Origin of the sequence: Cellulomonas timonensis (assembly GCF_900046455.1) — a bacterium.
GTDB lineage: Bacteria > Actinomycetota > Actinomycetes > Actinomycetales > Cellulomonadaceae > Cellulomonas_A > Cellulomonas_A timonensis.
Genome location: NZ_FCOT01000011.1, coordinates 331,480 through 350,554, shown reverse-complemented (window position 1 = coordinate 350,554; position 19,075 = coordinate 331,480). Strand labels below are relative to the sequence as shown.

Here is a 19,075-nt window from a genome sequence, read left to right as displayed (position 1 = left end):
CCAGACGCGGAGGAACCCCGCGTACCGGACGCGAGGAGACTCTCAGTGCCGCTCATGCAGAAGGCCGTCACGCCCGCCATCTCCGCGGCGATCCTGGAGGACGGCTACGACCGGGTCTCGGGGCTCGTGCTCCGCGCTGCGGATGTGTCGTTCGCGACGACCGCCGAGGTGCTGCATGAGGCGCACGGCCTGGGCTTCCCCGGGTCGCCGTTCCGCGCGGACGCGCCCTGGGTCGACGTGCTGCGGTTCCCGTCGTCGGGGCAGCTCCGCTTCGAGGACGCCGTCGGCGGCACGGACGAGGCGTCCCGCCTGCGCACCGGCGGGCCGTTCGTGGACCGCCCGCCGTTCACGGGCCTGGGGTTCCAGTCGGTGCGCGGCAGGGACGTGCCGCAGTTCTGGGTGATGCACACGCGCGTTCCCGCCGGGTCGGAGCTGGTGCGGGTGCGGGCCGACGGCACGTCCGCGACGCTCGCCCGGTTCGTGGATGTGGGGCATGGCTGGCAGGCAGAGGACGGCGCCGAGCCTTCTGGCCCGGCGCTGTCGCGCGTCGTGGGGCTGATGGCCCGGTGGCGGGACGCGCACTTCGCGGCCGACACGCTGCCCGACGGCGACGTGGTGCTCGCCTCGGAGGTGGAGCCGGGGCTCGACGGGTTCACGCGGACCACCGCCGGCCGGTGGCGGCGCGTGGTCCCCCGCGCGGAGGTCGCCGAGCTCTTCGAGCTGGTCGTGACGGCGATGTGGGGGCCGCTGCCGGTTCGGGTGGTCGACCAGTGGGCCGATGAGGATGGCGCGCAGGTGGCGCGCGTCTCGAGCACCGGCCACGACGCGAACCTGGCGGAGTCGCTCGGACTGGAGAAGGTCGACGCGGCGGCCTACGAGGCGAACGTCGTGATGAGCGCGCTGCACGATGTGACCCCCGCGCGGCTGGTGCCGGACGGCTGGGCGTCGGCCACAGCGTGACGGGGGCACGCGCCCACTGAGGCGCGTCAGGCGACGTGGACCCGGGACCGACGTCCCGTGTGGGAATACCCCCTAGGGGTACCCTGTTGGGGTGATCGAGCGGCTGAGCCGCCACGCCCGACGCACCCCACGGAGGACCCGTTGCACGGCTACATCCAGGACAAGGACGACTACCTCAAGCGGCTGCGCCGCATCGAGGGCCAGGTCCGCGGCATCGCCCGCATGGTCGAGGACGAGACCTACTGCATCGACGTCCTCACGCAGATCGCCGCCGTGACCAAGGCATTGCAGGCCGTCAGCATCGGCCTCGTCGAGGACCACCTCGGGCACTGCGTGGTGAACGCCGCGCGTGAGTCCCCCGAGGCCGGCGCCGCGAAGGTCCGCGAGGCCAGCGAGGCCATCGCGCGCCTCGTGCGCAGCTGACCGCCCCCACCCCAGCCACCCCACCGGAAGGAACACCCCCATGAGCCAGACCCTCACCACCACGTTCGGCGTCGACGGCATGACGTGCGGCAACTGCGTCAAGCACGTCACGACTGAGCTGACCGCGCTGCCCGGCGTCAAGGATGTCGCCGTCGAGCTCGTCACGGGCGGCACGTCGCAGGTCACCGTCGTCTCCGACGCGCCGCTCTCCGACGACGCGATCCGCGAGGCCGTCGACGAGGCCGGCTACGTGCTGGCCCCCAAGGGGTCGCTGCTGTGAGCTCAGCACCAAGCCAGAACGACACCCATATCACCGCCCCCCAGGCGCCCATCGGCACGATCGACCTCGCCGTCACCGGCATGACCTGCGCCTCCTGCGTGGGCCGCGTGGAGAAGCGGCTCAACCAGGTGCCCGGCGTCAACGCGACGGTGAACCTCGCGTTGGAGACCGCGCACGTCGAGCTCACCGAGCCCACCGACGAGGACACGCTGCTCGCCGCCGTCCGCAAGGCCGGATACGACGCCCGCGTCACCGGGCGCCACGACGCGGCAGGCCACGACGACATGGACCCCGTGGAGCACGCGCTGTCCGGGCACTCGATGGCCCCCGGCCACGACATGCAGCCCGGCGAGGACACGTCCGCCCCCACCCCCGACCGCGGCTCCGTGCTGCGCACCCGGCTGCAGGTCGCCGCCGTGCTGTCCCTGCCCGTGCTGCTGCTCTCGATGATCCCCGCGCTGCAGTTCACCGGCTGGCAGTGGGTCGTCGCCGCGCTCTCGCTGCCCGTCGCGACCTGGGCCGCGTGGCCGTTCCACCGCGCCGCCGCGCGCGCCGCACGGCACCGCGCCTCGACGATGGACACCCTCGTGTCGATCGGCATCATCGCCGCCACCGGCTGGTCGTTGTGGGCCCTGCTGCTCGGCGGCGCCGGGAAGCTCGGCGTCACCATGTCGCCCACGCTGTGGCCCGCTGCCGCGGCCGACGGCATGGAGATGGCCGTCCCCGAGCTGTACTTCGAGGTCGCCGCCGTCGTCACCACGTTCCTGCTGGCTGGGCGCTACGCGGAGCACCGCTCCCGCCGCCGGGCCGGGGACGCGCTGCGGGCGCTGCTGGACCTCGGCGCGAAGGACGTCGCGGTGCTGGTCACCGGCCCCGACGGCGTCCGCGTCGAGCAGCGCATGCCCATCGACCGGCTGAGTGTGGGCGATGAGTTCGTGGTGCGCCCCGGGGAGAAGGTCGCCACCGACGGGGTGGTCGTCACCGGCACGAGCGCCATCGACGCCTCGCTGCTGACCGGCGAGCCGGTGCCCGTGGATGTGGGCCCCGGCGATGACGTGACCGGCGCGACGATGAACACCTCCGGAAGCCTCGTCGTGCGGGCCACCCGCGTCGGCGAGGAGACCCAGCTCGCGCAGATCGGCCGACTGGTCGCCGCCGCGCAGACCGGCAAGGCGCCCGTGCAGCGCCTCGCCGACCGGATCTCCGCGGTCTTCGTGCCCATCGTGCTGGTGCTGGCGGTCATCACGCTCGTGACCTGGCTCGTCACCGGCGGCAGCGCGCAGGCCGCGTTCACCGCCGCCGTGGCCGTGCTGATCATCGCGTGCCCCTGCGCGCTCGGCCTCGCGACGCCCACGGCGCTGCTGGTCGGCACCGGGCGTGGCGCCCAGCTCGGCATCCTCATCAAGGGCCCGCAGGTGCTCGAGCAGACCCGTGCCGTCGACACGGTGGTGCTGGACAAGACCGGCACCGTCACCGAGGGCCGCATGACGCTCGTCGACGTGCTGGTCCCCGAGGGCTCCGCCGACGAGGAGTCCGACGAGGTGCTGCGCCTCGCGGGCGCCGTGGAGGCGCTCTCCGAGCACCCCATCGCCCGGGCCATCGCCGACGCGGCAGCCGAGCTCGCCGCCGCCCGCCGGTCACGCGTGCCGGCCGAGGTCGGCGAGGACGGTGTCGTCATCGGCTCCGACCAGGTGCACGACTTCCGCAACGAGGCCGGCCACGGCGTCACGGGCGTCGTCCGCGTCGCGCATGACGGGGTGGGCCTCGCCCGCCGCGTCCTGGTGGGCCGCCCGCGCTGGCTCGCCCAGCAGGGTGTGGCCACCGACGGCCTCGACGCGCCCTTCCAGGCGGCTGAGGCCGACGGCGCCACCGCCGTGATGGCGGCATGGGATGGCAAGGCGCGCGGGGTGCTCGTGCTCCGCGACCCCGTGAAGGCCACCTCGCGGCAGGCGGTCGCCGAGCTGCGCGCCCTGGGCCTGCGGCCCGTGCTGCTCACCGGCGACAACCGCGGGGCCGCGCTCGTCGCCGCCCGTGCGGTCGGCATCCCGGACGCGGACGTCATCGCCGAGGTGCTGCCCGAGCAGAAGGTGCAGACCGTCGAGCGCCTGCAGGCCCTGGGCGCCCGTGTGGCGATGGTCGGCGACGGCGTGAACGACGCCGCGGCCCTCGCCACCGCCGACCTGGGCCTGGCGATGGGCACCGGAACCGACGTCGCCATCGAGGCGGCCGACCTGACTCTGGTGCGCGGCGACCTGCGCTCGGTGCCCGAGGCGATCCGGCTGTCCCGGCGCACCCTGCGGATCATCAAGCAGAACCTGTTCTGGGCGTTCGCCTACAACGTCGCGGCGATCCCGCTCGCCGCGCTGGGGCTGCTCAACCCGATGATCGCGGGCGCGGCGATGGCGTTCTCCTCGGTGCTCGTGGTGACCAACTCGCTGCGGCTGCGCACGTTCCACTAGGCACTCGACTAGGCACCACCGCTGCGAGGCGCTGACCCCCGTCACTCCACCCGGAGCGGCGGGGGTCAGTCATGCGCCCAGCGGTCGCGCGCGCCACACCACGTCGAGCGCCGGGCTCCCGGAGGCACTCGGCTCCACCCGCTCCACGGCGAAGCCCGCATCGATCGCCACCTCGTTCCACCACCGGCGCACCTGCGCGTCAGCGGCCGGCGCGCCGATCAGCGGCGCGTAGTGCGAGCGGATGTGCGCCTCGCCGAACTGGCAGATCGCCGCGATGTCGCCCCTCCCCGCGTCCCGCACGAGCCCCTCGACTCTCACCACCATGCCCCCTCGCCAGATGGCCCGATCCGCTCCCTCGGCAGGCTAGACCGACGCGGGCGTGCGGTGCAGGGCGCGCGGTGCAGGGCTAGCGCCGACGAGCGGGGGGTCCATGGCAGGCGAGAGGATGAGGAGCGCCGCCGGCGTCAGGTCGGCGGCCCGTCGGTGGGGGTCGATGAGATGGACTTCAGGCTCGAGCTCGTGTTCGTCCCGGTCAGCGACGTGGACCGGGCCAAGGCGTTCTACGCCGACAAGGTCGGCTTCGTGGTCGACCACGACCACCAGGTCTCCGATGACCTGCGCTTCGTGCAGCTCACACCACCCGGGTCGGCGTGCTCGATCTCGATCGGCGTCGGGCTCTCGGATGCCGCGCCCGGGTCGGTCAGGGGCCTGCAGGTGGTGGTCGACGACGCCGACGCCGCACGCGAGTTCCTGATCGCCCACGACGTCGACGCCCCGCCCGTGCAGGACCTCCCCTGGGGGCGGTTCACCGGGTTCAGCGACCCGGACGGCAACCAGTGGGCCGTCCAGCAGCTGCCGCCCCGATGAGCCATGCCGGAGCGAGCGGGAGCCTGACTCCGCCACGGCGTCGGGACTGGCCAGCGGCGCCGCTTCCACCTCAAGTCGGCTTCGACATCCGTCGATGAGGTCGTTGAGACCAGCGCAGCCGCAGCGATGAGGGGTGATCGACGCCATGCCTCGCCCGATGCGGATCCTCGTCGCGATGGGGTTCACCGTCTGGACGCTGCTCCAACTCGCCACGATGGTCAAAGCCGCGCTCAGCGGCGGCTCACCCGACCTCGCCTATCCCTGGTTCTTCACTGGCGTCTTCACGCTCATCCTCGGCGCCTGCTCCTGGCATGCGTGGACGTGGGTCGCGGAGAGCAGAGCGCGAGTCCTGCGCCTTCCCGCCCTCGACGAGGAGCCCCAGCGGCACCACGCACTGTCCGAGCAGCAGCCGCCACCGACCCGCTGGTAGCCACCGCTCGGCGGTCAGCCCCCCCTCAGTGGAACCGGCGCCCCTCGTCGCGTCGGTAGGCGATGACGGCCAGCGACGCGAAGATCGCCGCCCAACCGGCCAGGACCAGCACGGCGAAGCTGTAGGCGGGCACCCCGCTGGTCACCTCGACCACCAGGTCGCGGGCGGCGCGCGTCGGCAGCGCGCGGGAGGCGACCTCGAGCCAGTCCGGGAAGATCTGCGGCGGCATGAACAGGCCGCCCGCGAACGCCAGCGGGAAGAGGACGGCCTGCACCACCGCGATGGCGGACTTGGCGCTGAGCGAGTAGCCGATGGCGAGCCCCAGCAGCAGGAACACGAACGCCACGATCGGCACCATGCCGAGTCCGCCGAGCAGTTCGCCGAGGCTCAGGGACGCCTGCGTGAACAGCGCGGCGATGAGCACCAGCGGGACGAGGGCGAGGAAGCACCACACGATCCCGTTGATCACCCGCCCGGCCATGCGGGGGCCGACCCCGGCGGGGAGGGTCCGCAGGGAGGGGGCGAAGGGCAGGGCGCGATCCTCGGCGACGCCCGCGCCGAAGCTGAACATGCACGCGGAGATGACGGCGAACGTGCCGAGCTGCGCCACGGCGGCAGTCGCCGCCACCGGGTCCTGGGCGATGGCCTGCTGCGGCACCACGAAGAAGAACATCGCCAGCGCCGGGAACATGAGGTTGCCGATGACGGCGATGGGCACCCGGACGGTCTCGAGGAACTGGTAGCGGCCGTGCAGCAGGGCCAGGCTGGCCCAGGAGCGCAGGGCGCCGTCCCGCGCGGGCGACGGCTGGGCGGTGGGCGCGGGCTGTGCGGGCTGCGCGTGGGCGGTCATCGCGGGGTCTCCTCGCTGGATCGGCGCGCGGCGCCGCGGCGCTCGGCGGTGCGGCGGTCGGGGGTCCGCTCGGCGGTGCTGCTGCGGCGCTCGGCGGATCGGCGCTCGGCGGCGGACCGCTCGGCGAACAGGGGCATGCCGTCGTCGACGACGGGCTCGGCGACGGCGGTCTCGGCGCCGGTGAGCGCCAGGAACGCCTCTTCGAGGGAGGCTCCGCGGACCTCGAGCCCGCTGAACGGGGTGTCGGCGCGCACGAGCTCGCGCACCACCTGGTCCGCATCGGCGGCCAACAGCGTCCAACGGTCGCCGTCGCGCCGGACGCCCACGACGCCGGGCAGCGCCGCGAGCGCGGCGGCCTCGGTCTGCGGCGCGGACAGCACCACGCGGCGCACCGCCACCAGGTCCAGCACTGCGGCGAGGGAGTCATCGGCCAGCACCCGGCCCGCGCCGATCACGACGACCCGCTCGGCGAGGGCCTCGATCTCCTCGAGGTAGTGGCTGGTGAGCACGACTGTCGCGCCGTCGGCGTGGTAGTCGAGTAGCGCCTGCCACAGGATGTGCCGGGCCTCGACGTCGAGCCCGGTGGTGGGCTCGTCGAGCAGCACCACGCGGGGTCGGCCGACGAGTGCGAGCGCCACCGCCAGCCGGCGCTTCTGCCCGCCGGACAGGCCACCGGTCTGGCGTGCGGCCAAGTCCTCGAGCCCGAACCGCTCGAGCACCTCCCCGCGCGACATGGGGTCCGGGTAGTGGCCGCCCACGAAGTCGACGACCTCGCGCACCTTGAGCGAGGCGGGCAGCCCGGTCTCCTGCGGGGTGGTGCCGAGGCCAATCCGGGCGAGCGGGTCACGGGGGTCGAGGCCGCAGAGGCGCACCGTCCCGGCGTCGGGGCGCCGCAGTCCGCTGACCAGGCTGAGCAGGGTGGTCTTCCCGGCGCCGTTGGGCCCGAGGAGGCCCACCAGCTCCCCGGCGCCCACCTCGAGGGTCACGTCGTCGAGCGCGAGGACATCGCCGAACCGGCGCGTCACCCCGTCGACCTGGATCACGGTGGCGCCGCTCATGAGGTCCCTCCCAGCAGCTCCGCCAGGGAGCGCCTATAGCGTTCGAAGGCCAGTCGGCCTGTGGTGGTCAGCGCGAGGTAGGTCACCGGCGTGCGGCCTTTGTGCGTCTTGGTGACGGCCACGTACTCAGCGTCCTCGAGTTTGCGCACGTGCGTCGAGAGGTTGCCGGGGGTCATCTCGAGGAGTTCCTGCAATCGGGTGAAGGCGATGCGGTCGCCCGGGGCGAGCGCGGCCAGGGTGGCGACCACGCGGAGTCGGGCTTGGGCGTGGATGACGGGGTCGAGCTCGACGTCGCTCATGCCGGCACTGCCGTCCCGCCCACCTGTGCCTTGCTCGCCCGCAGCCGCAGGTGCTCGATGCCCGCGCCGACGAGGAACCCCCCGCCGCCGGCGACTGCCATCACCAGATACGTCAGCGGTATGCCGACGGTGCTGGCCGCTCCGGCGACGACGAGGACCCACACGCCGAGCCAGAACAGCCAGGGCTGGTGGTCGAACGCCCCGGCGGCCATGTACATGAGGCCGACGATGAGGCAGGCCATCCCGTTGGCGGCGATCCCGACGACCTCGTGGGACGCGCCGGCCTTGACCAGTCCCCCGATCACAGCCGCCTGGACCACGAAGCCCAGGCACCAGGCCCAGCCGGACATGGCGCCCGCGGTGGTGCTCGGGCCGCGCACCCCGGCGCTGCGGCGTAGCGCGTGGACGATGGTGAACACGACAGCCCCGGAGATGCACACCCCGAACAGCACGAACGCGCCGATCGGCGGCCGGTAGACATCGAGGCCCTGGGTCGCGAGCCACAGCCCGCCGTAGCCGATCAGCCAGGCGGCTCCCCAGGCGAGGAAGAGCAGCCTGCCGTCGACGGTGGCCCCCGTGCGGACCCGCTCCTGCTGCGAGGCGATGATCGCCAGGCCGGCGGCGGGCTCCGGCGGCGCGTCGTCGAGGTCGTGCCCTGGGTGCTGCATGGGTGGCTCCCGTCGTGTGGCCTGACGCGGTCGCGCCATGAGCCTCGGAGATGAACTTTGCAACGCAAAGTACTCTGCGAGGCTTCGGCGCACAAGCCCCCGCAAGCCCGTCTACGCTCAGAAGCGTGACCAGCCCCGGGACAGCACCAGCCCCCGGCTTGTCGGCAGTACGCCGACGCCTCACCGTCGAGGTGTGGATCGTCCTGGGGCTCTCCCTCGGCCAATCCGCGGTGTACTCGCTGGTCAGCATCGCGGCCCGGCTCACCGCCGCCACCCCGCTGGCCAGCCAGTCCACCACCCTCAACCCGAGCCGCTCCGCACGCCCGTACCTGGACCTGACGTACCAGCTCCTCAACATCGGGTTCGCCCTGATGCCCGTGGCGCTGGCGCTCTACCTGCTGTCCTCCAACGGGCGCAGCGCGGTCCGACGCATCGGCCTGGATTTCGCCCGCCCCGGGCGCGACCTGGCCACCGGCTTCGGCCTCGCGGCGCTGATCGGCCTGCCCGGCCTGGGGCTGTACATCCTCGGGCGCGCGGTGGGCATCACCGTGGAGGTGCAGGCCTCCGCGCTGGGTGCGACCTGGTGGACGGTGCCGGTGCTCATCCTCTCGGCCCTGCAGAACGCGCTGCTCGAGGAGGTCATCGCCGTCGGCTACCTCTCCGAGCGATTGCGCGACCTGCGGTGGCGGCCCGTCGCGATCGTCGCGGCGAGCGCCCTGCTGCGCGGCTCGTACCACCTGTACCAAGGCATCGGGCCGTTCATCGGCAATGTGGTGATGGGCGTCGTGTTCGCCGAGTGGTATCGACGCCGACGACGGGTGATGCCGCTGGTCATCGCGCACACAGTGCTCGATGTCGTGGCGTTCGTGGGGTACGCGCTGCTGCCCTCAGAGGTCCGCGAGGCGCTCGGCATCCGCTGAGCGCCCGCCCGAAGCCGGGTGATACGTGGCGGATCCTCGCGATTCGCTGTGGGTGGAGGAATGCCCAGAACCGGTGTTCTCCCGGCCTCCCGAGCCCGCGATCCCTAGACTCGCCCCTATGCCTGACACGCCGAGCGGTGCCCTCGGCGTCAGTCGTACCCCGGGCGAGGAGGGCGAGCACCCCCACACGGACGCGCATCCCATCGCTGACCAGCACACCGAGGTCGTCGACGGCGTCGAGATCTCCGACTCCCCCACCGTGCGCGTGCACCACCCCGGCGATCTCGTCGGCGTGGTGGCCTCGGCGCTGGGCGTGGTACTCCTGATGGTCCTGGCGACCTACGCGCAGAACACCACGACGGGTGTGGCCGAGGACGTGCAGGGCTTCGCGTCCGTGCTGCGAAAGATCCTCATCCTGCCGGTCGCGGTGCTCGAGGGGATCGTCACGCTGGTGGTCCCCGTCGCCGTGCTCACCGAGCTGGCGTTGCGCAGGCTCGGCCGGCAGCTGCTCGAAGCCCTGGGCGCGGGCATGGCCGCGCTGCTGCTCTGCTCAGGCCTCGAATGGGCCCTGAACACCTTCGGCACGCAGGGCCTGGTCGACGGGCTGTCCGTGCGCATCAACGGGGACTGGACGCTCACGGTGCCCGGGTACGTGGCCCTGCTCGCCGGGCTGCTCACCGCCGCCGGGACCCGCAGCCGGCGCAGGACCGTCGGCTGGGCATGGAACCTGCTGTGGGTGGCCATCGGCATCGTCGTCATCACCGGCCAGGTGTCGTTGCCCGGCGTCATGATCTCGCTGCTGGTCGGGCGGGTCGCCGGCTTGGGCATCCGCTACCTCAGCGGCGTGCAGTCCGAGCGGGCCTACGGCGCCAGCCTGGTCACGGGGATCCGCCGCGTCGGCTTCGACCCCGCCAGGATCATCCGCATCCCGGAGACGCCCCCGGGATCCCCCGGCCGGCGCACCGCCGCCGACGCCTACACCCGCAACTCCGAGCACCGCCTGTACGAGCTGACCACGCAGGACGGCCGCCGCCTGGACGTGCTGGCCTTCGACGGCGACCGGCAGGTGGTCGGCAGCCTCTCCCGCCTGTGGCGCTCGCTGCGGCTGCGGGGCATCGACGGCAGGTCCGTGGTGTCCATGCGCCAGGCCGCCGAGCGCTCCGCGCTGCTGTCCTACGCGGCCCGGTCGGCAGGCGTGCGCACCCCGCAGCTGCTGCGCATCGCCGAGGTGCAGGACTCCATGCTGCTGGTCCAGGAGCACCTCCCCGACGCCGTGCCGCTCGCCGACCTCGACGCCGACGAGATCACCGACGAGATGCTCGAGGCCATCTGGTCGCAGCTCAGCGCCGCGCACGCCGCAGGCCTCGCGCACCGCGCGCTGACCAGCGACACGATCCTCATGGACAGCCTGCTCGGCCAGCCGATGGTGTGGCTGGTGGGCTGGGAGATGGGGGACGTCGCCTCCTCCGACCTGGCCCGTCGGATGGACGTCGCCCAGGTCATCGCCCTGCTCGCACTGCGGGTGGGGGCCTCCCGGGCGGTGCAGTCCGCCGTCGCGGTGCTCCCCGACGCGACGATCGCGTCCATCGGCCCGCTGCTGCAGACCCCCACGCTGCCGCGCCAGACCCGCGAGGAGATGCGTCAGCACAAGGACGTCATGACCGAGCTCCGCTCCGCGCTCGTCAAGCGGCTGCCGGAGGCGGACGTGGAGCCGACGCAGCTCGTCCGGTTCGGTGCCCGCACGGTCTTGACCATCGTCGTGACGGCCGTGGCCGCGGTCATCGTCGTGACCACCGTCAACGTGGAGCAGATCAGCGCGGCCCTGCGGGACAGCGACTGGCGCTGGAGCCTGGTGGCGTTCGCCCTGGGGATGTTCACCCACTTCGCCGCCGCGCTCGTGTTCGTGGCGTTCTCGCCGGTGCGGCTGTCGCTGTGGCGCGCCACGCTCACCCAGACGGCCGCCGCATTCGTGGCAGTCGCCGCGCCGGCCGGGATCGGGCCAGCGGCGCTGAACCTGCGCATGCTGACCAAGCGCGGCGTCTCGACGACTCTGGCGGCCGCGACAGTCGCCCTCGTGCAGGTCTCCCAGTTCGCCGTGACGATCGTGCTGCTGCTGGTGCTGTCGGTGCTCTCCGGCACCAACCAGGCCGAGCGGTTCAAGGTCCCGCCCACGATGCTCATCGTCGGCGCCATCGTCGTGGCCATCGTGGTCGCGCTGCTGTTGGTGCCGAAGGTCCGGCAGTGGGTGTTGCGCAAGGTCATGCCCACGCTGCAGCAGACGTGGCCGCGCCTCATCGAGGTCCTCGGCCAGCCGGGCCGCCTGGCGCTGGCCTTCGCCGGGAACGTGAGCATGACCCTCGGGTACGTGTTCGCGTTCCAGGCGTGCCTGGCCGCGTTCGGGCAGCATCTGAGCCTCATCCAGATCGCGCTCGTGTACCTCGCCGGGAACACCGCCGGCGCGATCGTCCCGATCCCCGGCGGTATCGGGACGATCGAGGCCAGCATGATCGCGCTGCTCATCGGCGCGGGGGTCGGCGCCGGTGTCGCCGCCTCGGTGGTGCTGCTGTTCCGCGCCCTCACCTACTGGCTGCGGATCCCGATCGGCTGGGTGGCGATGCGCTACATGCAGAAGCTGGGCGAGATCTGACCCCCGGTCAGGCGAGCGCCTTCGCCTTGAGCTGCGCGAACTCCGCGTCGTCGATCACGCCCGCGTCATAGAGCTCCTTGGCGTGCTGGACCTCCTGCGCGGGTGATCGGCCGGCCACCTGCTTGATGTACTGGTCGGTCTCTTTCCGCGCCTGCTGGGCGGCCTCGGCCTGCCGGTGGGCCATGCCCGTCCCGCGGAAGATGATGTACAGCAGCGCAGTCAGGAACGGGAAGATCACCAGCCCGATGATCCACAGCGCCTTCCACCAGCCGTTGAGCTCACGATCTCTGAAGAGGTCCGCCAGGATCTGGAACAGGATCATGATGTACACGACGAACAAGAAGACCCAGATCGCGATCCACAGGAAGTCCCACACGCTGTCCCACTCCATGACGCCCCCCGATGCTGCCACTGAGCCAGGCGTGGGAGGCAGTCACGAGGCCGCCCCCCGGGACCTGGTCTGACACATCGATGCTAGGCGCGCGTACCGCGCACGTCCCCTCGAAGCGGGTCATCCTGGCCTGATCCGGGCGCGGTGGGCGGGCGCTGGAGTCGACGCTCGATCAGGTCGCCGTCGGGGTCGTCATGGCTCTCGACCCGGGTGGCGACGGGCCCTGGGTGCATTCCTGCTGGCGAGGACGTCCGCACGCGTCCCAGGAAGTCATCTTGGAGGGCGTCGAACTCAGGCCCGTCGGGCCGCAGTGTGTGCGCCACGCGCATGCCGCGCTTGCGCGCCTTGTAGGCCGTTGTGCAGCCCAAGCCGAGCATGACCAGGACGAGGGCCGCGAGCTCGTACGGCACGATCCATCGGGCGGAGAGGCCGATCCAGGCCTGGGCGGCGAGGGCCAGCGCGCCCAGCGCGACGGTGATGACAACCTTCGCCATGGCAGCCCCCGCGGATCTCGACGATGCGAGCAGAACCGGACTCTCTCGTCATCTCAGCGTACGAGACGGGAGCCCGGGCGCGGGCGCCTTTCGACGGTCAGGCGAGGCTGACGTAGTTGCGCTGCGAGGGCGCGAAATCGAGGCTGGCGGAGCGGGCTGAGGCGATGCGCGCCCAGGCCTGCAGTCGTCCGGCGACGGCGCCGGGCTGCTGGTCGAGGCTGGTGACGTCGGCATCGGCCGGCTCGTAGGGGCCGAGGGGTCCGCGCTGGTCCATGGAATCTGTCCTGTCGTTCGGTAGCCCGGCTGACCTCTGGGGTCCCGTGGCTTTGCGTCCCCTCCTTGCGGAGGGTTTGCCTGTTCGCTGACAGATGCGACATTAGACGAGGATGAGATGCGGATGGAAGCGTTTCGAAGAACGAGTGGTGAACAGCCGTCCAAATCACCCAGTCGGACCAAACGGACAGACGGGACCGCGCCGCTCGCAATAAGCACACGGTGGCGCACATTCGCCACTCAGGCCATACTGTTGTGACGCAGATCACACCGTCTGCAGCGGTGGCCTTCGAGCCGCCGACATCTCATAGACGGGGAGCTCCCGCACGGGGAGCCCCGCCGCGCTGGACCTGGAGTGGGCGGCACGCAGGGGGGGTCGTCCGACCCAGCGGCGTGGCCGCGTACGCGGGGGGCAGACGCGGCGGCGCCACAGCGCGGGGCTTCTGACCGAGCCCCCCATGGCCGGTCAGAAGCCAACCCCCATGTCCGACACGGCGGGTCAGCCAGCGGCAGAGCGCAGGAACGCCTCGAGCAGCGGGCCCGACGTCGTCGTCCCGAAGTCGCCCTCCTCGACGAAGACCGCCACCGCCAGGTCGCCCTGCACCGCGATCATCCACGTGTGGTTGCGCAGCGCGTCCTGGGCGCCGAACTGGGCCGTGCCGCTCTTCGCGAGCACCGGCTCGCCGGGGACGTCGAGCAGGAACGTCCCGCCGCCGTCCGTCACGAAGGACCGCATCATGCTCCGCAACGCCTCGGCCTCGGCCGGGGCCAACGGCGTCGCCGAGGGCGCCTGCACCGCGTCGGCCGAGGTCACGAGCTGCGGGACGACCCGCTCGCCGCGCGCCACCGACGCCGCGACCACAGCCATGGCCAGCGGGGACGCCTGCACCTTGCCCTGGCCGATCATCGAGGCCGCGTGGTCGGTGCCCTCCGCGCTGCTCGGCACCGCGCCGAGGTATGCGGGGAAGCCGACGGCGATCTCTTGGCCCAGCCCGAGGCTCGCCGCGGCGTCCGCGAGCGCCTGCTGGGACGCCGTCTCCCGGGCGCCGATGAAGGCGGTGTTGCACGAGTTGGCCAAGGCGGCCCGCAGCGGGATCTCACCGAGGGCGCTCGCCGGGTAGCCGGGGTAGTTGGCGAACGAGCGGCCGTCGACAGTGGTGGTCGACGGGCAGCTCAGCGGGCTGTCCGGCGTGAGGCCGTTGCGGAGCAGCGCCAGCGCCGACACCACCTTGAACGTCGATCCCGGCGCGTACGTCCCGAGCGTCGCCGTCGACAGCCCCTCGCCGCCGGGGCCGCTCGCCGCGGCGAGCACCTCACCCGTCGAGGGCCGCAGCGCGACGATGGCACTGGCGGGGGCGACCGGCGCGAGCAGCTCCTCGGCCGACTGCTGGAGCGCGGGGTCGAGCGTGAGCGCCAGCGGCTCGCCCGCGCGCGGGTCGACGTGGAACAGCACGCGGTTCGCGGGGCCCGCCGTGGCCGTGATGGTGAGCCCGGGGTTGCCGCGGAGCTGCTCGTCGTACTGCTTCTGCAGCCCGCTGAGCCCGGTGAGGTCACCCGCGACGATGGCGCCCTCCGAGCCCTCGACGATCTCGGCGGGGGCGGGGCCGACGGCGCCCAGCAGCGGCCTCGCGAAGGTCCGGGTGGGCGCCAGCGGCAGCGTGTCGGGCACCGGGTTCACCCCGGGCAGGGCGCTCAACGTGGCCACGTCATACGCCGGGTCCCCCGTCCGCACGACGATCGCCTCGACGAAGGCCTTCTCCCCCGCCGCCGCGACCCGGGCCGCATAGGCGTCCGCGTCGATCTCGAGCGCGGCCGCCAGCTCCCGCGCCGCAGCGTCCTGGCCCACCGCGTCCGTCACACGCGTCTTGTCGACGCCGAGCCGCACCACGGGCCGGTCCTCGACGATCACGGCCCCACCGGCGCCCAGCACGTCGCCGCGCTCGGCCCGGTCGCGCGACACGCTCAGCACCTCCTCGGCGGTGAGGTCCGGGGCGAGCATCGACGGCGACCACGCGGGCTGCCACTCGCCGTCCACACGCGTGAACTTCGCGGTGGTGGTGTAGGTCCAGTCGACGTCGCCCGAGTCGACGTCCCAGGTGTGCGCCAGCGTCACGACGGCCTTGTCCTCGTCCGACTCGTCGACGGCCACGGCCTGCACGGAGACTGCCGGGGTCCAGCGCGCGAGCTCCGCGAACGCCGTCTCGCGGACGGCGGCCGCGGTGGCGGCGTCGGCGTCCGACAGGCCTGAGTCCGAGAGATCACCGGAGGAGAGCGCGCCAGCGAGCGCCTTGGCCGCATTCTCCGGGCCGGGCTGCGCCGACGTGCAGCCGGCCAGCGCCCCGGCCACGAGGGCGAACCCCAGCAGGGTCCGCAGGCCCGCCCGATCGGTGATGCTCCGCGTGCTGCCCATCTGCGTCTCCCCGCCGTCCTGCCGTCGTCCGCGTGCCGGCGACTCCCGCGAGAGGGCTCCCGCGCGACGCGCCCCCGCCATCCTGCCCGACCAGCCGCGCGGATCGGGCCGAAGCGCGTCAGTCGTGATGCCCGCGCTCATGTTGGGCATGCCGCTCCGGCTCGAGCTGGAAGGTGGAGTGCTCGATGGAGATCGGGAAGTGCTCCGCGACGCAGGACTGCAGCGCGTCGAGCATCTGGGGCGCATGCCCGTCGTGGAAGCACGAGTCGTCGACCACCACGTGCGCGGTCAGCACCGGCAGGCCCGTGGCGATCTGGGTGACGTGCAGGTCGTGCACCTCGATCACCCGGGGGACGCCCAGCAGGTGCGTGCGCACCGCCTCCAGGTCCAGCCCGCGCGGGGTCGACTCCAGCAGCACGTCCACCGTCTCGCGCAGCAGGCGCAACGTGCGCGGCAGGATGAGGGCGCCGATGAGCAAGGCCACCACCGCATCGGCCCGCGTCCACCCGGTCAGCGCGATGACGATCGCCGCGATGATCACCGCCACCGAGCCGAGGGCGTCGTTCAACACCTCCAGGAACGCCGCGCGCATGTTGAAGCTCGACGAGCGTCCGCCGGCCAGCACCAGCAGCGCGGCCACGTTGCCTGCCAGGCCCACGATGCCGAACACGAGCATCTCGGTGGAGCCCACCTCCGCCGGGGAGAAGAGCCGTTGCACGGCCTCCACCAGCACGTACACGCCCACGATCAGCAGCACCGCCGCCTGTGCCGTCGCGGCCAGCACCTCAGCGCGGCGCAGCCCCCACGTCCGGCGGTCCGTGGCGGGGCGCGTCACCAGCGACGCGGCGACCAGCGCCCTCAGCAGGCCACCCGCATCGGGGAGCATGTGCGCGGGGGCGACGAGCAGCGAGAGGCTGCCGCTCAGGAGCGCCCCGATGACCTGCGCGACGAGCACAGCCGTGGTGATGCCGAAGGCCACGGCCAGACGTCCACGATGCTGCCCCGCGGGCGAGCTGCCCACATGGTGGTGGTCGTGCCCCATGTCACCTCCGGTCCTGGTGCGTCCGCCGCTCCGGCTGCGGGCGGCAACCCCCGACCGTACCCGCGTTCGCGCTGTGCGCCGCCACGAGGCCACGGGACCTGGCCCACTGCCTGGCGGGAGTATCGCCGCACGCCATTCCCCGGCAAGAATCGCCGCGCTAGGCCAGAGTGGGGCGATGGCGGACGAGCAGGAAGTCGCAGGTCAGCAGGCACATGTCGGCAAACGCCCGGCCCAGCGCGCACATGCGGTCGGGACGCTGCTGGGCGACGCGCTGGCGGACGACCCCGGCTTCGCACACGTGCTGCCCGACGCGACCGCCCGCCGCGCGACCCTGCGGGCCGTCTACGCGTTCACTGCGCGGGACGCGTACCGCTCCGGTCGGGTGCTGACGGTCGCGGATGGCTCCGGGCTCGCGGGCGCCTCCCTCTGGCGCCCACCGGGATCAGCGCCCGTGACTGCCGCGCAGTGGCTCCGCGCGGCCCCGGACGCCACCAAAGTGGTGTGGCATGCCCGCCGCCGGACGCCCGCCCTGCTGCGCCTCGCCGCGCAGATCGGGGAGACGGTGCCGACCGACGCCTGGTACCTCCAGGCCCTCGGCGTACGTGCCGACGCCCAGCGGCGGGGCCACGGCCGCCGGCTCGTGCAGCCGATGCTCGACGAGGCCGACGCCCACGGAATCCCCTGCTGCCTGGAGACGTTCCACCTGTCGAACGTGCCCTACTACGAGGCGCTGGGCTTCGTGGCTCCCGCTGGCCCGATGCCGCTTTTCCCCGGCGGGCCCGACGTCGTGCGCATGAGCAGGCCCCCCCGCCCCTGACGGCGCCCACTCCAGGCGCTCACGCCACCAGCCGGTAAGCGAGCTCGACACGGCTCACGGCATCCGTCGAGTCAGGCGGGCCCTCCGTCAGGTCGAACTCGACCCGCCCGCCCCACACCGAGCCTCGATCGGTCGACCATCGGTCCAGCTCGAAGCCCTTCGATCCCACCCACCACACCAGCATCTCCCGGACCTGTCCGAGGTCCGCGGCGTCGCCCTCGTGCACCACCCACGCATAGTTGCCCGCCGGCAGGCGGTCCAGGCGCACACCCTCGGCGGCGCCCGCGCCCGACGCGTGACGCCGCTCGATCGCGTCGAGGAGCTGCGGCATGCTGGAACGGGCCACGGGAAAGCCGACATCCACCTGAAGGCGCGTCCCGGTGCCCACCACCAGGTAGCGCAGCAGCGGGCCCCCGCCGGGCAGGAACTCGTGCAGGTCGAACCACAGCCGGACAGCGTCGAGCATGCGTGCCGACTCCTCGACCAGCGAGTCCACCGTCACGCTCGCCCGCAACGCGGCATAGGGCTGCTCGTTCCGTCGAGCGCAATCCGGTTCCGGCATGGCGACCACCCCTCCCACGGCCGGGCCCCGTCTTTCAGTCTCCGACGGGGCCCGCCGCAGCACAAGCGTCAATCTCAGCCCGGCTGCCGGGCGGTCAGGCAGCCGCGCAGGTGACGGTGGCGCCGCTCACCGACCCGGAGCCCTGGAACCCAAGGTCGGTGGAGGCGCCCGCCGCCAACCTGCCGTTCCACGCCGCCGCGTCGATGACCACCGTGCCGGTGGAGCCCGTCGCGCGGCCGCTCCACAGGTTGGTGACGGAACCGTTCGGCAGGGTGAGCGTGAGCCGCCACCCGTTGACGCCGCTGCTGCCGGCCGTGACCCGGATGCCGGTGACGAACCCGCCGGGCCAGGTGCTGCCCGGGGTCAGGACGGCAGAGCAGGCGCCGGCGGGGGTCTGCGTCGGGGGCGGTGGGGTTCGGGGTGGTGGGGCTGACGCCGTTGAGGACTGCTGTCAGCGCCGGGTACCAGACGTTCGCCATCTTGGTGATCCCCGCCGGATCCGACGGGTGCACACCGTCGTACGTGTCGGTGGCGGGAACCCAGCCGGTCCACTGGTCGACCACGGTGATCGGCGACGCGCTGGTGGTCTTCGAGGCGGCCCAACCGGGGATCGCGTTGTTCAGCGCGACGGTGCGGGCGGGGCACTCGGCGCAGGTCGAGGGCGCCACGGGGATGATCTTCGCGACCAGGATCTTCATGTTCGGGTTGCTGGCCCGCATCTGGTCCACGAGCTTCGTGTACGCGGCGAGGATCTGGTCGGTGGGCCGGTTGCTCCACACATCGTTGGTGCCGAAGTGCATCATCACCACGTCGGGTGTCGACGCCGCGAGCCAGCCGACGAGCTGGTTCTGATCGGCGACGTTCGTCACCAGGAAGCCGCCGTGGCCCTCGTTGTCGCCGTCATAGGCGACCCCGCAACCCTGCGCGGGCAGCGTGCCGACCATGTCGACGTTCGTGTGGCCGTTCTGCTGCAGCTTCTGCCACAGCAGTGCCCGCCAGCATCCTGGGGAGCCGGTGATCGAGTCGCCCAACGCCATCACCCGCACCGGGGTGGCCGCCTCCGAGCGGGGCGCCGCGGCGATCACACCGATCGCCGCCACGCCCGCGAGGAGCAGGACGATCAACGCCGCGAGCCTTCGGACCACTGGCTGACCGGACATGCGCGTCTCCCTTGACGACGAGGCGACGCGGCACGGTCACGCGGAGGCGACCCGGCGTCTGGCGC

General features: G+C 72.6%; 21 protein-coding genes and 1 riboswitch. Of the genes, 9 read left to right on the top strand and 12 right to left on the bottom strand.

What is annotated here, in order from left to right; all coding sequences use genetic code 11:
- Positions 1–45 precede the first annotated feature (45 nt).
- The 4 genes from BN3788_RS07145 to BN3788_RS07130 all read left to right on the top strand — a co-directional run bounded on the left by BN3788_RS07145 (position 46) and on the right by BN3788_RS07130 (position 4,122).
- On the top strand, positions 46–960 hold the full coding sequence (locus BN3788_RS07145) for a hypothetical protein (RefSeq protein ID WP_066583622.1): 915 nt from the start codon (positions 46–48) through the stop codon (positions 958–960).
- 141 nt (positions 961–1,101) lie between these two features.
- Positions 1,102–1,383, top strand: a complete 282-nt coding sequence (locus tag BN3788_RS07140) for a metal-sensitive transcriptional regulator (RefSeq protein ID WP_066583619.1) — start codon at positions 1,102–1,104, stop codon at positions 1,381–1,383.
- Positions 1,384–1,423: 40 nt separating this feature from the next.
- Positions 1,424–1,663: a heavy-metal-associated domain-containing protein gene (locus BN3788_RS07135; RefSeq protein WP_066583617.1), complete on the top strand. Its 240-nt coding sequence runs from the start codon at positions 1,424–1,426 to the stop codon at positions 1,661–1,663.
- Positions 1,664–1,692: 29 nt separating this feature from the next.
- Positions 1,693–4,122 (top strand): heavy metal translocating P-type ATPase, encoded by a 2,430-nt coding sequence (locus BN3788_RS07130; protein WP_324609797.1) that lies wholly within the window; start codon positions 1,693–1,695, stop codon positions 4,120–4,122.
- A 69-nt stretch (positions 4,123–4,191) separates the two neighbouring features.
- On the opposite strand, the gene BN3788_RS07125 is transcribed toward BN3788_RS07130, so the two are convergent.
- The gene (locus tag BN3788_RS07125; protein WP_066583614.1) at positions 4,192–4,446 is read right to left on the bottom strand and encodes a hypothetical protein; all 255 of its coding nucleotides are present in this window, start codon (positions 4,444–4,446) and stop codon (positions 4,192–4,194) included.
- 174 nt (positions 4,447–4,620) lie between these two features.
- Between BN3788_RS07125 and BN3788_RS07120 the strand changes: the two genes are divergently transcribed.
- Together BN3788_RS07120 and BN3788_RS07115 are read left to right on the top strand one after the other, a co-directional pair.
- Entirely contained in the window at positions 4,621–4,989 is a 369-nt protein-coding gene (locus tag BN3788_RS07120; RefSeq protein WP_066584356.1) for a glyoxalase superfamily protein, read from the top strand.
- 145 nt (positions 4,990–5,134) lie between these two features.
- Positions 5,135–5,419: a hypothetical protein gene (locus BN3788_RS07115; protein WP_147525081.1), complete on the top strand. Its 285-nt coding sequence runs from the start codon at positions 5,135–5,137 to the stop codon at positions 5,417–5,419.
- A gap of 25 nt (positions 5,420–5,444) precedes the next feature.
- Here the strand turns inward: BN3788_RS07115 and BN3788_RS07110 are convergent, their stop codons facing one another.
- From BN3788_RS07110 to BN3788_RS07095, 4 genes are read right to left on the bottom strand one after another with little or no spacing between them, the layout of a single operon-like run.
- Positions 5,445–6,269 carry an ABC transporter permease gene (locus BN3788_RS07110; RefSeq protein ID WP_066583611.1) on the bottom strand — a complete coding sequence of 275 codons (825 nt, stop codon included), beginning with the start codon at positions 6,267–6,269 and terminating at the stop codon, positions 5,445–5,447.
- On the bottom strand, positions 6,266–7,327 hold the full coding sequence (locus BN3788_RS07105; RefSeq protein ID WP_082812672.1) for an ABC transporter ATP-binding protein: 1,062 nt from the start codon (positions 7,325–7,327) through the stop codon (positions 6,266–6,268). The genes BN3788_RS07110 and BN3788_RS07105 overlap by 4 nt, the downstream gene beginning before the upstream one ends.
- The gene (locus BN3788_RS07100) at positions 7,324–7,626 is read right to left on the bottom strand and encodes a transcriptional regulator (RefSeq protein WP_066583609.1); all 303 of its coding nucleotides are present in this window, start codon (positions 7,624–7,626) and stop codon (positions 7,324–7,326) included. Before BN3788_RS07100 ends, BN3788_RS07105 begins: the two co-directional genes overlap by 4 nt.
- Positions 7,623–8,294 (bottom strand): hypothetical protein, encoded by a 672-nt coding sequence (locus tag BN3788_RS07095; protein WP_066583607.1) that lies wholly within the window; start codon positions 8,292–8,294, stop codon positions 7,623–7,625. The genes BN3788_RS07100 and BN3788_RS07095 overlap by 4 nt, the downstream gene beginning before the upstream one ends.
- A 125-nt stretch (positions 8,295–8,419) precedes the next feature.
- On the opposite strand from BN3788_RS07095, the gene BN3788_RS07090 reads away from it, so the two are divergent.
- Positions 8,420–9,214: a CPBP family intramembrane glutamic endopeptidase gene (locus tag BN3788_RS07090; RefSeq protein ID WP_234346525.1), complete on the top strand. Its 795-nt coding sequence runs from the start codon at positions 8,420–8,422 to the stop codon at positions 9,212–9,214.
- A 118-nt stretch (positions 9,215–9,332) separates the two neighbouring features.
- The gene (locus BN3788_RS07085; protein WP_082812670.1) at positions 9,333–11,861 is read left to right on the top strand and encodes a flippase-like domain-containing protein; all 2,529 of its coding nucleotides are present in this window, start codon (positions 9,333–9,335) and stop codon (positions 11,859–11,861) included.
- A 7-nt stretch (positions 11,862–11,868) separates the two neighbouring features.
- On the opposite strand, the gene BN3788_RS07080 is transcribed toward BN3788_RS07085, so the two are convergent.
- The 5 genes from BN3788_RS07080 to BN3788_RS07065 all read right to left on the bottom strand — a co-directional run bounded on the left by BN3788_RS07080 (position 11,869) and on the right by BN3788_RS07065 (position 16,471).
- Positions 11,869–12,252 (bottom strand): SHOCT domain-containing protein, encoded by a 384-nt coding sequence (locus BN3788_RS07080; RefSeq protein WP_066583601.1) that lies wholly within the window; start codon positions 12,250–12,252, stop codon positions 11,869–11,871.
- Positions 12,253–12,335: 83 nt separating this feature from the next.
- Positions 12,336–12,746 (bottom strand): hypothetical protein, encoded by a 411-nt coding sequence (locus tag BN3788_RS07075; RefSeq protein ID WP_066583599.1) that lies wholly within the window; start codon positions 12,744–12,746, stop codon positions 12,336–12,338.
- 97 nt (positions 12,747–12,843) lie between these two features.
- A complete protein-coding gene (locus tag BN3788_RS19240; RefSeq protein WP_159066870.1) occupies positions 12,844–13,020 on the bottom strand; it encodes a hypothetical protein in 177 nt (58 codons plus the stop codon).
- 16 nt (positions 13,021–13,036) lie between these two features.
- Positions 13,037–13,111, bottom strand: a riboswitch (cyclic di-GMP riboswitch).
- Between the two features lie 407 nt (positions 13,112–13,518).
- Positions 13,519–15,429, bottom strand: a complete 1,911-nt coding sequence (locus BN3788_RS07070; RefSeq protein WP_066583596.1) for a penicillin-binding transpeptidase domain-containing protein — start codon at positions 15,427–15,429, stop codon at positions 13,519–13,521.
- A 118-nt stretch (positions 15,430–15,547) separates the two neighbouring features.
- A complete protein-coding gene (locus tag BN3788_RS07065; RefSeq protein WP_066583593.1) occupies positions 15,548–16,471 on the bottom strand; it encodes a cation diffusion facilitator family transporter in 924 nt (307 codons plus the stop codon).
- Positions 16,472–16,646: 175 nt separating this feature from the next.
- On the opposite strand from BN3788_RS07065, the gene BN3788_RS07060 reads away from it, so the two are divergent.
- Positions 16,647–17,288: a GNAT family N-acetyltransferase gene (locus tag BN3788_RS07060; protein ID WP_066583591.1), complete on the top strand. Its 642-nt coding sequence runs from the start codon at positions 16,647–16,649 to the stop codon at positions 17,286–17,288.
- 19 nt (positions 17,289–17,307) lie between these two features.
- On the opposite strand, the gene BN3788_RS07055 is transcribed toward BN3788_RS07060, so the two are convergent.
- Together BN3788_RS07055 and BN3788_RS20240 are read right to left on the bottom strand one after the other, a co-directional pair.
- Positions 17,308–17,850 carry a hypothetical protein gene (locus BN3788_RS07055; RefSeq protein WP_147525080.1) on the bottom strand — a complete coding sequence of 181 codons (543 nt, stop codon included), beginning with the start codon at positions 17,848–17,850 and terminating at the stop codon, positions 17,308–17,310.
- A 74-nt stretch (positions 17,851–17,924) separates the two neighbouring features.
- Positions 17,925–19,010, bottom strand: a complete 1,086-nt coding sequence (locus BN3788_RS20240) for an SGNH/GDSL hydrolase family protein (RefSeq protein ID WP_108723796.1) — start codon at positions 19,008–19,010, stop codon at positions 17,925–17,927.
- Between the last annotated feature and the right edge of the window lie 65 nt (positions 19,011–19,075).

Excerpts from the sequence above, each read along its gene's own strand:
- BN3788_RS07135 (WP_066583617.1), top strand. The coding sequence starts at position 1,424 with ATGAGCCAGACCCTCACCACCACGTTCGGCGTCGACGGCATGACGTGC.
- BN3788_RS07125 (WP_066583614.1), bottom strand. The coding sequence starts at position 4,446 with ATGGTGGTGAGAGTCGAGGGGCTCGTGCGGGACGCGGGGAGGGGCGAC.
- BN3788_RS07120 (WP_066584356.1), top strand. The coding sequence starts at position 4,621 with ATGGACTTCAGGCTCGAGCTCGTGTTCGTCCCGGTCAGCGACGTGGAC.
- BN3788_RS07115 (WP_147525081.1), top strand. The coding sequence starts at position 5,135 with ATGCCTCGCCCGATGCGGATCCTCGTCGCGATGGGGTTCACCGTCTGG.
- BN3788_RS07110 (WP_066583611.1), bottom strand. The coding sequence starts at position 6,269 with ATGACCGCCCACGCGCAGCCCGCACAGCCCGCGCCCACCGCCCAGCCG.
- BN3788_RS07105 (WP_082812672.1), bottom strand. The coding sequence starts at position 7,327 with ATGAGCGGCGCCACCGTGATCCAGGTCGACGGGGTGACGCGCCGGTTC.
- BN3788_RS07100 (WP_066583609.1), bottom strand. The coding sequence starts at position 7,626 with ATGAGCGACGTCGAGCTCGACCCCGTCATCCACGCCCAAGCCCGACTC.
- BN3788_RS07095 (WP_066583607.1), bottom strand. The coding sequence starts at position 8,294 with ATGCAGCACCCAGGGCACGACCTCGACGACGCGCCGCCGGAGCCCGCC.
- BN3788_RS07085 (WP_082812670.1), top strand. The coding sequence starts at position 9,333 with ATGCCTGACACGCCGAGCGGTGCCCTCGGCGTCAGTCGTACCCCGGGC.
- BN3788_RS07080 (WP_066583601.1), bottom strand. The coding sequence starts at position 12,252 with ATGGAGTGGGACAGCGTGTGGGACTTCCTGTGGATCGCGATCTGGGTC.
- BN3788_RS07075 (WP_066583599.1), bottom strand. The coding sequence starts at position 12,746 with ATGGCGAAGGTTGTCATCACCGTCGCGCTGGGCGCGCTGGCCCTCGCC.
- BN3788_RS19240 (WP_159066870.1), bottom strand. The coding sequence starts at position 13,020 with ATGGACCAGCGCGGACCCCTCGGCCCCTACGAGCCGGCCGATGCCGAC.
- BN3788_RS07070 (WP_066583596.1), bottom strand. The coding sequence starts at position 15,429 with ATGGGCAGCACGCGGAGCATCACCGATCGGGCGGGCCTGCGGACCCTG.
- BN3788_RS07065 (WP_066583593.1), bottom strand. The coding sequence starts at position 16,471 with ATGGGGCACGACCACCACCATGTGGGCAGCTCGCCCGCGGGGCAGCAT.
- BN3788_RS07060 (WP_066583591.1), top strand. The coding sequence starts at position 16,647 with ATGGCGGACGAGCAGGAAGTCGCAGGTCAGCAGGCACATGTCGGCAAA.
- BN3788_RS07055 (WP_147525080.1), bottom strand. The coding sequence starts at position 17,850 with ATGCCGGAACCGGATTGCGCTCGACGGAACGAGCAGCCCTATGCCGCG.
- BN3788_RS20240 (WP_108723796.1), bottom strand. The coding sequence starts at position 19,010 with ATGTCCGGTCAGCCAGTGGTCCGAAGGCTCGCGGCGTTGATCGTCCTG.